This window comes from Micromonospora sp. NBC_01699 (assembly GCF_036250065.1).
GTDB lineage: Bacteria > Actinomycetota > Actinomycetes > Mycobacteriales > Micromonosporaceae > Micromonospora_G.
Genome location: NZ_CP109199.1, coordinates 2,754,214 through 2,767,306 on the forward strand (window position 1 = coordinate 2,754,214; position 13,093 = coordinate 2,767,306).

Sequence of the window (13,093 nt, forward strand, 5' to 3'; positions counted from 1 at the left end):
CCAACCAACTACCGAAACATCTGCGTTTTCTGGGGCGTACGGGCGACGGTCGCTCGACACCTGACGGAGCCGGGCGCCGGGCGCGCTGGTACGTGACGGGTGCGACCAGCCTGGTGGGTGTGGCCAGCCTGGCGGCCGTGGCGGGAATGAGCGGTGTGCCGGCCGTGGTGAGGGCTACGGACGCGATGGGCCTGCCCCGGCTGGGCAGCAGCGCGCTGGCCCGGGACGGCGGTGTCGCGAGCGACGACACCGGTGGTCAGGATCCGGGCGGTTGGCGCGTCGAATGGGACGGGGAGGCCAGGGAGGTCGGTTGCGACCCGAACGAGCTGATCTCCGCTCTCGTCGAGGCAAACGCGCGCGACGGGGCCAAGCTCAAGCTCAGCAAGGGCTGCACGTACTCGCTGACGGCGTACCAGGGTCAGGACGGGTTGCCGGTCATCACCCAACCGATTGCGATCAAGGGCGAAGGGGCGACGATCGAGCGGGCGGCGAGCGCGGCGCCGTTCCGCGTCTTCAATGTCGGTCCGGGTGGGGAGCTGACCCTGCACGGGGTCACGGTCCGGGGCGGGGACGATCGTAGCGATCTCGGCGGTGGCGGATTGCTGGTCCAGTCCGGTGGCAAGGCGACCGTCGAGGACAGCAGGATCGTCGAGAACCGCAGCGCCACGACCGGTGGCGGGATCACCAACCACGGCATCACCTGGATCGTCTCCTCGAAGGACGGCAAGGGTGGTAGGGGCGGCATGGGTGGTGGCGACCCGGAGGCTTCGGTCGAGCCGAAGGACCCGGATCCCTCGCCCGAGTCGAGCGGCGCCGCCTCCGAAAGCGGCGCGGCGAACGGCGCGGAGGACGGGGCGGCGAACGGGGCGGCGGACGAGGCCGGCGCCCGCTTGGACGGCTGGACCGATGATGCCTGGAGCAAGGACGGCTGGGACCACGATACCCACGAGTACGTCACCAAGGTCAACAACAACAGCGCCCAGGACGACGGCGGCGGCGTCTACAGCACCGGGTTCCTCGGTGTGGACGGTGCCGAGGTGGGCGGCAACAACACCGTTCGTGACGGCGGCGGGCTCGTGAACGGGGGCGGCAGCGCCGTACTGCGTTCGGCCGAGATCCTGCACAACGTCGCGACGGGGCTGGGCGGCGGGGTCTACGCCACCGACGGCAGCGTCACGAAGATCGAGTACAGCGCGGTGACCGACAACGAGAGTACTGCCGACACGGCGGCCGGCGGCGGCATCTTCAACATCTCCGCCGCCCTGCACGTCCGGCACACGGAGGTTGTCCGCAACGGCGCCGGCGGCTTCGGCGGCGGGATCTACAACGCCAACGGTCAGGCCGTCATCGAGGAGAGCAGGATCAGCGAGAACACCACCCGGAGCAGTGGTGGTGGCGTCTACAACGTGCTCGGCAACGTGATCCTCCGCAAGAGCCTGGTCGACTCCAACCGGGCCAACGGCGCGCAGTCGCAGGGTGCCGGCATCTACACCATCACCGGCAGCCTCACCCTGACCGAGGCCCGGGTGAGCCGCAACGACTCGGCGTTGCCACGCGGCGGTGTCTTCGCCAGCGCCTCGCAGGTGACGGTCGACGACCGGGCGGTCATCGTCGACAACCGCCCGACCAACTGCGTGGGCAGCCCGGTCACGGTGCCGAACTGCTTCGGCTGACCGTCGCACCGTCCCGCGATGATCAGCGGTAGCTCGACAAGCCGCCGCCCGGCCCGGGTGTGGAAGCCCGGGTGCGGGCGGCGGCTCGTCACAGCGGCGGGTGCGCCACGGCCGCGCGGAAGGCAAAAAGAAAGGCCGGGCATCCACGGGGGGAGATGACCGGCCGTTCCGCCACCAATGTAAGCACGATCGCGGCCGTCGCGCCACCCACGAGCGGGTGCCTGTTACGCCGCCCCCCGCAGCGGCCGCCCGTCGACCGGGAACGACGCGTCGTAGAGCCCCCGGAAGGTCCGCGAGCCGAGCCACTGCAACGCGCCGGTGGCCACCCCGAGGGTGATGGTCACGTTGACGACGAAGTGCAGCACGGCGAAGAAGGCCAGGAAGGGCAGGCCGTGTCTGCGGTAGACGAAGCCGTACATGCCGGCGTCGAGGGCGAGCGAGGTGACCAGCAGACCGGCCGGGAGCACCGCCGCCCACGGGCCGAACAGCAGCGGCGCCACCAGCGCGGGCAGTACGGCGAACGCGGCCAGGCTGCCCCCGGCCCGGGACGCCGTCTCGAAGCCCTTGCTGAACCGGCGGGCGCGGGCGTACAGCGGGATGCGCAGCCGACCCCGGTGGAACAGCTTGCGCAGCAGTCCGCGCAGCTCGTGGTCGTGGTCGTGCCGGCCGTGCACGTCGGAGGTGAGCACCATCCGGTAGCGCCGGGTCAGCCGGTAGCCGTAGTCGACCTCCTCGGTCTGTCGCAGCGCCGGGTTGAACGGGCCGATCTCGTCGAAGACGTCCCGCCGGATGACGCAGACCGCCGGGAAGAGGAACGAGATGTCGCCCTCGGAGCTGATCGACCAGTAGTGGTACTGGAGGCCCCGGTAGCGGGCCACAGCGGTGTCGTGCAGCAGCGGTTCGGGGTCCTCGATGCCGCACACCGCCCCGATGGTCGAGTCGCCGGCGAGCAGGCGTACGGCGTTGGCCACCGCGTCGGGCGCCATCACCAGGTCGGAGTCGACGTAACAGAGCAGGTCGCCGCTGGTGTTCGCGGCGCCGATGTTGCGGGCCTGGCCGCAGCCGCTGTTCACCCCGGTGCTGATCACCCGTACGCCGAGCCGCTCGGCGACCTCGATCGACTGGTCGGTACTACAGTCGTCGACGACCAGGATCTCCACGTTCGGGTACGTCTGGTCGAGGATGGAGCGCAGGCACAGGTCGAGCGACTCGGCGTAGTTGTAGTTCGGCACGATCACCGAGACGAGTGGTTGGGGGTTCATCGGGTCGCCGCCTCCGGTCGGTTGTAGAGCCGGCGGAACCGTGCCGAGGCCAGCCAGGCGATCACCCCGGTCATCGCGGCAGCCGCGATCACCAGGTTGAGGAAGAAGTGCATCGCGACAAAGTAGACCAGGAACAGCGAGTTGCGTTCCCGCAGCACGAACCGGTACATCGGCAGGTCACCGGCGACGAAGGCGGCGAACGCGGCCAGCGGGACCAGCAGGAACACCGGCCCGAACAGCACCGGCAGGACCAGCGTCAGCAGGGTCAGCAGCGCGGCGATGCTGACCCAGGCCCGGGGCCCACTGCTCAGCCCGCCGGGAAACTCGGGTTTGTGGGCGTACATGGGGATGTGCAGGGCGGTGCGGGTGAAGACCTTGCGGACCAGCACCCGCAGTTCGTGGTCGTGGTCGTGCACGCCGCGTACCCGTGGGGTGAGCCAGATCTGGTAGCGCTGGGCCAGGCGCAGGCCGTAGTCGGCGTTCTCGGTCTCGCGCAGCCGGGGGTTGAACGGCCCGATCTCGGCGAAGACCGGGGCCGGGATGGCGAGCAGCGCGGTGTAGAGGGTCATGATCCGGCCCTCGTCGGCGATCAGCCAGTAGGACTGTTGCAGGCAGCGGTACTCCTCGACCAGGCTGTCCCGGATCAGCGGCACCGGGTCGTAGTTGCCGCAGACCGCCCCGATCTCGGGGTCGGAGGCGAGCACCTCGACCGCGTTCGCGACCGCGTCCGGCTTGGCCGCCACGTCCGAGTCGATGAAGAAGAGGATCTCGCCGGTGGCGTTCGCCGCACCCAGGTTGCGGGCCGCCGCCGGTCCGGAGTTCTCCGGCGTACGCAGGACGCGGGCGCCGTACGACTGAGCGACCGTCACCGAGTCGTCGGTGCTGCAATCGTCCACCACGATGATTTCGAGGTGCGGATAGGTCTGCGCCTTGAGCGAGGTGAGGCACATGCCGAGCGCGCGGGCGTAGTTGAAGTTCGGCACGATGACCGAGACGAGCGGCTTGTTCATCTGTCCATCCATGTCAGCAGTTCCGGATAGCGGGCAGCGACCTCCGCCACGGCCAGCGCGGTGCCGATCAGGGCGGCGCTGGTCACGATCATGGGGTCCCGGAGCAGGGCCCGGATGGGGTCGCCGCCGAGCTGGAGCACCAGGACCGATTGAAGGTAGCGGAAGGCGGCGAGCAGTCCCAGCGGCACCACGACCAGCAGTACGCCCGGACGGAGCGGGTCGATCGGTGCCTCCGTGTGGAGGTAGAGCAGGAAGGTGGCGGCGGCCAGCGAGGCGTTGAGCCCGAGCAGGTGGTCGGCGAGCACGACGTTGTAGCCGGCGAGTGCCGGCCGGTGGGACACCCCGGCGACGGCGATCTCGGCCCGTCGCTTGCCCAGGATCAGTACCAGGCAGCCGGTGAAGACGGCGGTCAGCAGCAGACCGGACGCGGGTCCGTCGGTGGCCGCGTACCCCTGGAGGACGCGCAGCACGAACCCGGCGGCGACCACGCAGATGTCGAGCAGCGGCAGGTGCTTGAGCCGCCGGCTGTACGCGGCGCTGAGCGCGAGGTAGACCACCAGCGGCCACCAGGACATGTTCGGCCCGGCGAGCACCGTGGTCACCAGCAGTCCGGCCAGACCGGCGGCGAGCACCCAGGCCACCGGCACCGGCACCCGGCCACTGGCGATCGGCCGGTGTTTCTTGACCGGGTGCTCCCGGTCCAGCCGGCGGTCGGCGATGTCGTTGACCACGTAGATCAGCGACGAGGCGAGGGTGAACGCCAGCACCGCCCACCCGGTACGCAGCAGCGTCGCGCCGGTCCACGCCGGTGCGTCGACCAACGCCAGGGGTACGGCCAGGATGTTCTTGACCCAGTGGCCGGGCCGGGTCAGCGCGATCAGGTGCCGGGCCAGTGCGGGCGCACGGGCGGCACGTCGGGGAGCGGCGGCGGGGACGGTCCGCTCGACCGTGGTCTCGACGGCGGTCACGATGGGGTCCTCCGGTCAGAAGAAGATCTTCGCGAAGGCCAGGGCGCCCTGTTTCCAGGGATCGCGGCTGGTCCGTCCACGCTGCGCGGGCTCGGTCCGGTGTCGCTGCTCCCGCCACCACTCGTAGGTGCGCAGGATCGCGTCCGAGTTGGACAGCTTGGGCGCGAAGCCGAGCCGCTGCTGGGCCTTGTCGATGCTGACGTACGAGTCGCCCATGAGTTTGTGCAGCAGTCGGCCGTAGACGGGGGAGAGCCGGGTGCGCTCCAGCAGGTCGAGGGCGGCGAGCGCGGGCCTGGCCGGCAGCGAGACGACCCGTTTGCCGTGCCCGGCCGCGTCCAGCACCACCTGGAAGTCCGCCCGCAGGGTGTCGAACCGCTCCGCCCCGAGGTTGTACGTGTCGTTGGCCGCGTCGTCCGGCGCGTGCAGCACGGTGACGACGGCGTCCACCAGGTCGTCGACGGCGAACATCTGGATCCGTACGTCGCCGCGCCCGAGGACGGGGAAGTTGCGCCCCTCCTCGGCCCACTCGAAGAGCATGGCGAACAGTCCCATCCGGCCGGGACCGAGGAAGGTCTTCGGCCGCAGGATGGACAGCTTGGTGCCGGTGGCCCGGTAGCGTTCGGCGACCTCCTCGGCCGCGGCCTTGGCCGCGCTGTAGGTGTCGACCGGGGTGCGCGGGTGTTCCTCGGGCGTGGGTACGAGTTTCGGCAGGCCGTAGACGGCGGTGGAGGAGACGTGCACGACGTGTCGTACCCGGGCCCGGTGGGCCGCGGCGAGCACATTCTCGGTGCCGTCGACGATGATCGAGCGGATCTCGTTGGCGGGGTAGCTGGGCAGCGCCGCCGCGCAGTGGATCAGGGTCGCGGCACCGGCGGTGGCCCGGTCCATCACCCGCCGGTCCCGGATGTCGCCGACCACGGTCACGCCGGGGCCGGACCGCAGGTCCACGCCCTGGATGTCGTGCCCGTCGGCGGCGAGCCGTTCGGCCAGCCGGGCGCCGAGCATGCCGGCCGCCCCGGTAATGGTGATCACCACAGCGACGACCCCACCTTCTGCGCCACGAACCGGGTGACCAGCCGGGTCAGGCCCTGGCTCAGCACCTCGCCGAGCGCGTCGGTGGCGCGCTGCACGTCGGTCGGTTCGGTGACCAGCGAGGGACCGAAGATCAGCGGGTTGAGCCCGTTGAGGGTGTAGTAGGTGAAGATCTGGTGGTCCTGGTAGAGGGCGTTGATCACCGCGCAGGTGACCAGCTTGGCCTTGAACCGGGGGTCGCGGGCCATGCCGGCCGGGGCGACCTTGGCCACCAGGTCGAGGATCTTCGGCCCGCCGTCGATGTGTACGCCCCACAGCGCCCCGGCGCCGGCGACCCGGCCCACCGCGTCCGGGAACTCCTTGGCCAGCCGGTGCAGCGCCGGTTCCAGTACGCGTTCCAGCTCCCGGGCCCGGCCCGGGTAGTCGTCCTCGACCACGATGTTGATCGCTTCGAGGGCGGTCACGCACTCCTCGCCCATCCCGTAGTACGTGGTGCTGGTGCTCTGCAACAGGGCGTCGGTCAGGTTGTCGTACGCCTTGCGGAAAATCGGCTCGCGGGCGACAAACGCCGAGATGGAGGACTTCCCGCCGCCAAAGGACTTGCTCGTGGTGAGCACATCCGGCACAAGACCCGGATAGCGCATGAAATAGAACAAGCTGCCGGTCTTGCCCCAGCCGGTGTAAATCTCATCGAAGATGAGCACTATGTCGTGCTGAGTGCACAGCTCACGGAGTCCACGAAGGAAATCTTCGTCGCACCACTGTATGGTCGACGCGCTGAACGGCTCGACGATGATGGCGTAAATGTCGTCCGGATGTGCGGCCAGCGCGGCGCGGACCGAGTCCAGGTCGCCGTAGGTAAAGGGGACGATGCCGGGAATGGTGGGGAAGGCGAACGACGGTTGGCCGGTCAGCCCGCCCGATCCGAGCAGCTTCCCGTGGAATCCGCAGTCCGCCCGCAGGACCGTGCCGCGTCGGCCCCGGTGGTACTTGTAGGCCAGCTTCACCGCGCCCTCGACTGCCTCGGCGCCGGAGTTCGGTAGGAAGGACATCGAGAGGTCGCCGGGCAGGAGCTGGGCCAGGTTGTGCCCGAGCGCGGCCAGGTAGGGCGAGAAGTACGTCTTGTGCACCTCCATCCGCCGCTGGTCGGCGAATCGCTGCCGGGCCGCCAGGATGCGGGGATGGTTGTGCCCGTGGTTGAGTACGCCCACGCCGCCGGTGAGGTCGAGGATGCGCCGCCCGTCGCTCAGCACCAGGTACGCGCCCTCGGCGTGGTCGACCAATTCGCGGCCGAACCCGAACGAGGTCATGAGGCTGACCTGGCTGGCGTTGACGTATCGGCGATAGAGGTCATGAACCTCACGAACAGTGAGCCGGTCGCAATCGTCGAGGCTGACCAAATTGGACATACTGCGACGCTATAGTTCGGTCCGGAATCTTTTCTGGACCGGCCCTGGACGGAACCTTGACTACTCAAGGCAACGCTTGCCAGTCCGAATGCGGCTAGATAGCGTGGTCGCGACACGATCGTTTTCGATGCGTCAATGTCTAGACCATTTGTCCCTACGCCCGGTGAGGTGTTGATCATGCGCCCGACGGTGTCGGTCATCATCCCCACGTACAACAGCGCGAAAACCCTGCGAGCCTGCCTGGAAGCCGTCTACGCACAGCGACATCCGACCACCGAGGTTATCGTGGTCGACGACGCCAGCACCGACGAAACCCGGGCCATCGCCGGTGACTTCCCGTGTCGGCTGCTCACCGCAGACCAAAATATGGGACCGGCGGCAGCTCGCAACCGGGGAATTCTGGCCAGCACCGGCGAGATGCTGTTCTTCCTCGACTCCGACTGCGCGCCCGAGCCGGACGCGCTGGACAACGCCCTGGCGATTCTCCGCGACCAGCCCGATGTCGCCTGCGTACACGGCATCTACGCGCTGCGGCCGATGTTCGACGACGGCCCGGTCGAGGCGTACCGGCTGCTGCACGGCCACTACTGGCGGTTGCGCAACGTCGGCCGGGTCCGGACCACCCTGTTCGCGGTCTGCGTCACCCGCCGGGTGGCCTTCACCGAGGTCGGCCTCTTCGACGAGAAGCTGCGCGCCTCCGAGGACGTCGAGTTCGGCGACCGGCTCGCGCAGCGCTACGCGACCGTACTCACCGACACCGTCGTCTGCCGGCACGACGACGACAGCCACCTCGGCAAGCTGCTGCGCAAGCAGTTCGGCCGGTCACAGATGCTGGTCCCGGTCGCGCTGGCCGAGCGGGGACCGGCCGGGATCCGGGCCAACGGGCCGGCCGGGCTGCTCACCGCCCTGCTGGTGCCCTTGTCCGTACCGGCGGTGCTGCTCGGGCCGCTGTTCCTGCTGCTGCCGGTGGGCTTCTTCGGCCTGTTCGCCGCGGCCGACCCGGGACTGCTCCGGTTCGTGCTGCGCCAGCGCGGTCCCGGGTTCGCCGCCTTCTTCTTCGGCGTGCACCTGCTGGTCCAGCTCACCATCGCGGCCGGGGCCGGGGTCGGCGGGATCCGGCACCTGCTCGACCGGGACTTCGGCCCGACCCGGCTGCCGAACGCGGAACTACCCCGATGAGCGGCTCACCGGACCCGGCCACCCGGCCCTGGGCGTACCTGTCCGCCCAGGCACTGCACTACCTGTTCTTCGCCGTCCGGGGGCAGCAGTTCCTCCGTCGGCGGGCGACCCTCGGCGGGCCGCACTGGCCGGCGTTCGGCGTACCGGGGGCGGGGGTGGCGTTGACCATCGACGACGGCCCGCATCCCGAGTGGACACCCAGGATGCTCGACCTGCTCGACCGGCACCGGGTACGGGCCACCTTCTTCCTCATCGGCGACCGGGTACGCGAGCGCCCCGACCTGGCCCGCCGGGTGGTGGCCGCCGGACACGTCGTCGGCAACCACTCGATGTCGCACCCGCAACCCTTCGCCGCGCTCACCCGAGCGCGGATCCGGGACGAGATCGCCGGAACCCAGCGTGAGATCGAGCAGGCCGTCGGCGTACGCCCACGGCTGTTCCGGGCGCCCGGCGGCAACTGGTCCCGCGACGTCCTGCGTACGACGGCGGATCTCGGCCTGAGCGCTGTTGACTGGACGGTTAACCCGAGCGACTGGCGCAGTCCCGGCGTACCCCGGATCACCCGGTCGTTGTCCCGCGGCCGGGCCGGTCAGGTGCTGCTCTGCCACGACGGTGGCGGGGACCGCTCGCAGACCGTCGAGGCCCTGGAAACCGTGCTGCCTCGGCTGCTCGACCGGGGTCTGCGGTTCGTCACCCCCGAAGAAGGCGGGTGACCGTGAGCGTGCCGGGTCGGTCCCCGCCGGGTCCGACCAGCGCCGATGGGAAGCCGGGCCACGCCGGTCGACAGCTTGGGTGGGAGAGAGACCTATGCCGGACGATGACCTTTCGATCTCGCTGCTCGGACCGATCCGGACCGAACGTTGCGGGTACGCGCTCTACCTGGGTACACCACGGCAGCGGGAGGTGTTGGCCGTGCTCGCCCTGCGCAGCGGGATGGTGATGTCGGTGGCGCAGATCGTTGACGCGATCTGGGTCGGGCGGCGGCCGAACTCGGTGGAGAACATGGTGCACACCTACATCGGTCGGCTGCGCCGGGTGCTCGAACCGCACGGACGCCCGCCCGCGCTGGCCCAGGTGCTGCGTTCCACCCGCCCCGGGTACACGCTCGACATCCCGGACGGGACGGTCGACATCACCCGGTTCGAGTGGGACGTCAAACTGGCCCGCGCGGCGCGGGCGCAGTCGGACCTGCCGCAGGCACTGCGGGTGTTCCAGCAGGCGCTGGGCCGGTGGTCCGGTCCGGCACTCCAGGAGGCGACCGGCCCGCTCGCGGAGGCCGAGCGGATCCGGCTCACCGAGCTGCGCCAGGACGTGGTGGAGGAGACCACCGGCGTACGGCTGCTGCTCGGCGACGACGAGAACCTGATCTCGGAACTGCGTTGGATGCTCGCCGAGCAGCCGATGCGGGAGCGGCTCTGGGAGTTGTTGCTGGTCGCCCTCGGCCAGACCTCGCGGCGGGCGGAGGCGCTCACCGCGTTCGAGGACGCCCGGATCACCCTGGCCGACCGGCTCGGAGTGGAGCCGGGACACCAGTTGCAGGACCTGCACCGCAGACTGCTGCGCAGCGAGCCGGTGGCGGTACGCCCCTGGTGGGACCGCCGCGTCTCGGTCTGAACGACACCGACGGCGGGCCGTACGGGGGGCGGCCCGTCGGCCCGTTCCGCGACCGGTCCGGGTTCCGGGCGTGTCCGTCCGGCCGGTCAGCTCACCCGGCCGCCGACCGTGACCCCGGCACCGCCGCTTCGCCGGCGAGCACGAAGAACGCGCCGCTCGGCCCCGCGCCGCGCCCGGTCGGCACCTCGGCGACCACCGGTACGCCGCAGCTGCGAATGACCTCCACGAACTCCTCGTTCTGCGACACGTCGTAGACCTGCACCACAATCCGGCCGCGCTCGGTGAGCAGCGCGGGCAGCCGGCGCAGCAGGGCCGCGGACTCGGCCGCGGACAGGTAGTAGATGACCTCGCGCAGCAGGATCGCGTCGTACCGGTCGGACGAGTCGAAGGTACGGATGTCGCCGACGTCGAACGAGGTGTCCGGCCGGTTGAGCGCCCGCGCCTGCGCTATCGCCTTACGACTGATGTCGACCCCGTGATAATGCCGGTACGACCCGGCGGTCAACGGCAGGTTCGCGCTGGTGCCACAGCCGAGGTCGAGAATGGTCGGTCGCGGGGCCCAGGTCTCGATCAGCGACAGCGGCACCGTGCCGTCGGACATGTCGTCCAGGTAGTTCCACAGACCGAGTGCGTACTGGGTGTCCCACATCGCGGCGTTGATCCTGCGATTGGGACGGACGAATATCCGTACCGGAATTCTGGTCAGTCGCGACAGTGCCCGGACGAGTCCGTTGGACATGAGATCACCGACATCTCTCTTGTGATTTCAGCCGGCCAGGGCCGGATCGGCGGCGCGGTCGAGAACGGTCCGGCGGCGGTGCATGTACTGGGCGAGCAGGAGACCGCCCGCCCCGACCGCGACCTCGCTGAGCGCGCAGACCAGCCGGCTGGCCAGCACCACCGGGGTGGCGACCGACAGCGGCATCACGGTGGCCAGGCCGACCATGAGCACCGCCTCCCGTACGCCGAGGCCGTCCGGGGCGATCACCACGACCAGCCCGGCCACGGTGGCCGCGGCGAAGCCGGCGACGCAGATCAGGTAGGACTTCGCGGGCGGGGCGCCGGCGGTGACCGCGAGCAGCCAGAGGTGGTGTCCGGAGATCACCCAGGACAGCGACTGCGAGGTGATCGCCCGGCGCAGACCGGCCGCCGACGCGGTGACCTCCGGTGGTTGCCGGCGCAGCAGCCGGGCGGCGGCGGCCAGCCCGAGGTTGAGCAGGTCCGGGCGGGCGAACAGGACCACCAGCGGCACGGTGGCCAGCAGTAGCCAGCCGGTGGTGCGGCCGAGCACGGCCGGTCCGGCGGCCAGCGCGACGGTCGCCCCGGTCAGCGCCACCACCGCCCAGCTCAGCATGAACACGCCGGCCAGCCGGACCGGCCCGACGTTGATCTCCTTGCCCATCCGGAGCAGCACCGGCAGGGCGACGAACCGGCCGGGCACGAACTTGGCCAGGAACCCGACGAAGAACAGCCGGTACGCGGTCCACCGGTTCACCGGCGCACCCAGGTCGACGAAGAGGGCACGCCAGGAGAGCATCCCGAGCAGCAACCCGGACGCATTGATCAACAGGGCTACCACCAGGGCGGCGGTGAGCCGGACCGGGTCCAGTTGCGCGGCCAGCGACCGGACCGGCGCCCAGTCCTGCCCGCGTACGAACAGCACCAGGCCGACGGTCAGCCCCACCACGAACACCACGACCAGCACCTGGTTGACCAGCCGCCACCAGTTGACACCGGTCCGGGCTGTCGGTGTCGGAGGCGGCGTTGGTGTCGGTGGCGACGTGTCGCCGGTTTCGGGGGTCATCGTCGGGCTCCCAACGCCGCCGGGCGGGCCCGGTCCGGCCGCAACCGCCGAACGAGGGCCCGGCCCACCCCGATGGACAGCCCGGCGAACTCGGTCAGGTGGGTGAGGAAACGCATCATCGTGGCGTAGAGCAGGAAGACCGACCCCCGCTGGCGGAACGCGAAGGCCAGCAGCTCCCGGTCGGCGGCGAGGAACACCGCCAGCAGCCCGACCGGTACGACCAGCAGCCAGCCGGAGACCGCTACCAGCGGCACGGTGACAACCGCGAGCGCACTGCCCAGCATGCCCGCGACCGAGGCGAGGTCCACCCCGTGCGGCGTACGGCCGTCGGTCGGTCGGTCCGGCTCGGGGCGGGGCGACCAGCGGGCCAGCACCACCGCGTCCGCGTACGTCAGCGCCCGCCGGAACAGCTCGGACAGGTACGGCCACAGCCGGTCCACGTCGTCGTGCCGGCCCACCATCTCGGCACTGGTCCGGATCTCGTACGCGGCCGGCAGCCGGGTGCCGAACTCGATGTCCTCGGCGTCGCGCAGCCGCTCGTCGAAGCCGCCGACCAGCTCGAACACCCGGCGCGGCAGCGCCGTCAGGGCGAACATGGTGGACGTGCTCAGCCCGGCGGCACGGCGCCGCCAGAAGTGTTCGAACAGCGTCTTGTAGGACTCGACCGGCCCGTCGGCGAACAGTGGGTGCAGGTCGTAGATGCCCTGGACCACCCCGCAGGCCGGGTGCTCGCGCAGCGTGCGCAGCGCGACCGCCAGCGCGTCCGGTGCCAGCGCGATGTCGGAGTCGACGAAGAGGAGCACGTCCCCGTCGGCCCGCGCCGCACCCGTGTTGCGCGCCGCGGACACCCCCCGGTTCACCGGGAATGCGACCAGCGTGCAGTCGAATTCGGCGACGATCTGCCGCGACCGGTCGGTGCTGGCATCGTCGACCACGATCACCTCGGCCGGGCTGTGGGTCTGCGCATAAACCGCTGTCAGACAGGCCCGGATCGTCTTTTCCTTGTTGTGATTCGGAATGACCACCGACACTCGCACAAATCGAGGCTAGCGGCGGGCGGGCCGAAATTCAATGGCCGTGAATATCTTTGTCCGCTGATTTGTCGGCGCCCTTTCGGTGGTGCCCGTACGCGATTCGGCGCA

12 protein-coding genes are annotated in these 13,093 nt (G+C 70.2%); 4 read left to right on the forward strand and 8 right to left on the reverse strand.

What is annotated here, in order from left to right:
* Positions 1 to 119: 119 nt before the first annotated feature.
* Positions 120 to 1,673, forward strand: a complete 1,554-nt coding sequence (locus OG792_RS12400; protein ID WP_329109568.1) for a hypothetical protein — start codon at positions 120 to 122, stop codon at positions 1,671 to 1,673.
* Between the two features lie 224 nt (positions 1,674 to 1,897).
* On the opposite strand, the gene OG792_RS12405 is transcribed toward OG792_RS12400, so the two are convergent.
* Genes OG792_RS12405 through OG792_RS12425 form a run of 5 tightly spaced genes read right to left on the reverse strand, consistent with a single transcriptional unit; the run spans position 1,898 to position 7,255 of the window.
* Positions 1,898 to 2,935: a glycosyltransferase family 2 protein gene (locus tag OG792_RS12405; RefSeq protein WP_329109569.1), complete on the reverse strand. Its 1,038-nt coding sequence runs from the start codon at positions 2,933 to 2,935 to the stop codon at positions 1,898 to 1,900.
* Positions 2,932 to 3,945 carry a glycosyltransferase family 2 protein gene (locus tag OG792_RS12410; protein ID WP_329109570.1) on the reverse strand — a complete coding sequence of 338 codons (1,014 nt, stop codon included), beginning with the start codon at positions 3,943 to 3,945 and terminating at the stop codon, positions 2,932 to 2,934. The genes OG792_RS12405 and OG792_RS12410 overlap by 4 nt, the downstream gene beginning before the upstream one ends.
* A complete protein-coding gene (locus tag OG792_RS12415; protein ID WP_329109571.1) occupies positions 3,942 to 4,913 on the reverse strand; it encodes a UbiA prenyltransferase family protein in 972 nt (323 codons plus the stop codon). Before OG792_RS12415 ends, OG792_RS12410 begins: the two co-directional genes overlap by 4 nt.
* Before the next feature lie 15 nt (positions 4,914 to 4,928).
* On the reverse strand, positions 4,929 to 5,948 hold the full coding sequence (locus OG792_RS12420; RefSeq protein WP_329109572.1) for an NAD-dependent epimerase/dehydratase family protein: 1,020 nt from the start codon (positions 5,946 to 5,948) through the stop codon (positions 4,929 to 4,931).
* The gene (locus OG792_RS12425) at positions 5,942 to 7,255 is read right to left on the reverse strand and encodes an aspartate aminotransferase family protein (protein ID WP_329111233.1); all 1,314 of its coding nucleotides are present in this window, start codon (positions 7,253 to 7,255) and stop codon (positions 5,942 to 5,944) included. The genes OG792_RS12420 and OG792_RS12425 overlap by 7 nt, the downstream gene beginning before the upstream one ends.
* Positions 7,256 to 7,522: 267 nt before the next feature.
* On the opposite strand from OG792_RS12425, the gene OG792_RS12430 reads away from it, so the two are divergent.
* From OG792_RS12430 to OG792_RS12440, 3 genes are all read left to right on the forward strand, one after another.
* On the forward strand, positions 7,523 to 8,533 hold the full coding sequence (locus OG792_RS12430) for a glycosyltransferase family 2 protein (RefSeq protein WP_442932408.1): 1,011 nt from the start codon (positions 7,523 to 7,525) through the stop codon (positions 8,531 to 8,533).
* Positions 8,530 to 9,246, forward strand: coding sequence for a polysaccharide deacetylase family protein (locus OG792_RS12435; RefSeq protein WP_329109574.1), 717 nt, complete (start codon positions 8,530 to 8,532; stop codon positions 9,244 to 9,246). Before OG792_RS12430 ends, OG792_RS12435 begins: the two co-directional genes overlap by 4 nt.
* Before the next feature lie 94 nt (positions 9,247 to 9,340).
* The gene (locus OG792_RS12440) at positions 9,341 to 10,147 is read left to right on the forward strand and encodes an AfsR/SARP family transcriptional regulator (RefSeq protein WP_329109575.1); all 807 of its coding nucleotides are present in this window, start codon (positions 9,341 to 9,343) and stop codon (positions 10,145 to 10,147) included.
* 91 nt (positions 10,148 to 10,238) lie between these two features.
* Here OG792_RS12440 and OG792_RS12445 read toward each other — a convergent pair whose 3' ends face one another.
* The 3 genes from OG792_RS12445 to OG792_RS12455 are packed head-to-tail and all read right to left on the reverse strand — an operon-like array spanning position 10,239 to position 12,976.
* Complete coding sequence (locus OG792_RS12445) at positions 10,239 to 10,886, reverse strand: class I SAM-dependent methyltransferase (protein ID WP_329109576.1); 648 nt, start codon at positions 10,884 to 10,886, stop codon at positions 10,239 to 10,241.
* Between the two features lie 27 nt (positions 10,887 to 10,913).
* Positions 10,914 to 11,951, reverse strand: coding sequence for a lysylphosphatidylglycerol synthase domain-containing protein (locus tag OG792_RS12450; protein ID WP_329109577.1), 1,038 nt, complete (start codon positions 11,949 to 11,951; stop codon positions 10,914 to 10,916).
* Complete coding sequence (locus tag OG792_RS12455) at positions 11,948 to 12,976, reverse strand: glycosyltransferase family 2 protein (RefSeq protein WP_329109579.1); 1,029 nt, start codon at positions 12,974 to 12,976, stop codon at positions 11,948 to 11,950. Before OG792_RS12455 ends, OG792_RS12450 begins: the two co-directional genes overlap by 4 nt.
* Between the last annotated feature and the right edge of the window lie 117 nt (positions 12,977 to 13,093).

What these genes read in the sequence shown, in the direction of transcription:
- OG792_RS12405 (WP_329109569.1), bottom strand. Translation starts at nt 2,935, where the DNA reads ATGAACCCCCAACCACTCGTCTCGGTGATCGTGCCGAACTACAACTAC.
- OG792_RS12410 (WP_329109570.1), bottom strand. Translation starts at nt 3,945, where the DNA reads ATGAACAAGCCGCTCGTCTCGGTCATCGTGCCGAACTTCAACTACGCC.
- OG792_RS12425 (WP_329111233.1), bottom strand. Translation starts at nt 7,255, where the DNA reads ATGACCTCGTTCGGGTTCGGCCGCGAATTGGTCGACCACGCCGAGGGC.
- OG792_RS12435 (WP_329109574.1), top strand. Translation starts at nt 8,530, where the DNA reads ATGAGCGGCTCACCGGACCCGGCCACCCGGCCCTGGGCGTACCTGTCC.
- OG792_RS12440 (WP_329109575.1), top strand. Translation starts at nt 9,341, where the DNA reads ATGCCGGACGATGACCTTTCGATCTCGCTGCTCGGACCGATCCGGACC.
- OG792_RS12445 (WP_329109576.1), bottom strand. Translation starts at nt 10,886, where the DNA reads ATGTCCAACGGACTCGTCCGGGCACTGTCGCGACTGACCAGAATTCCG.
- OG792_RS12450 (WP_329109577.1), bottom strand. Translation starts at nt 11,951, where the DNA reads ATGACCCCCGAAACCGGCGACACGTCGCCACCGACACCAACGCCGCCT.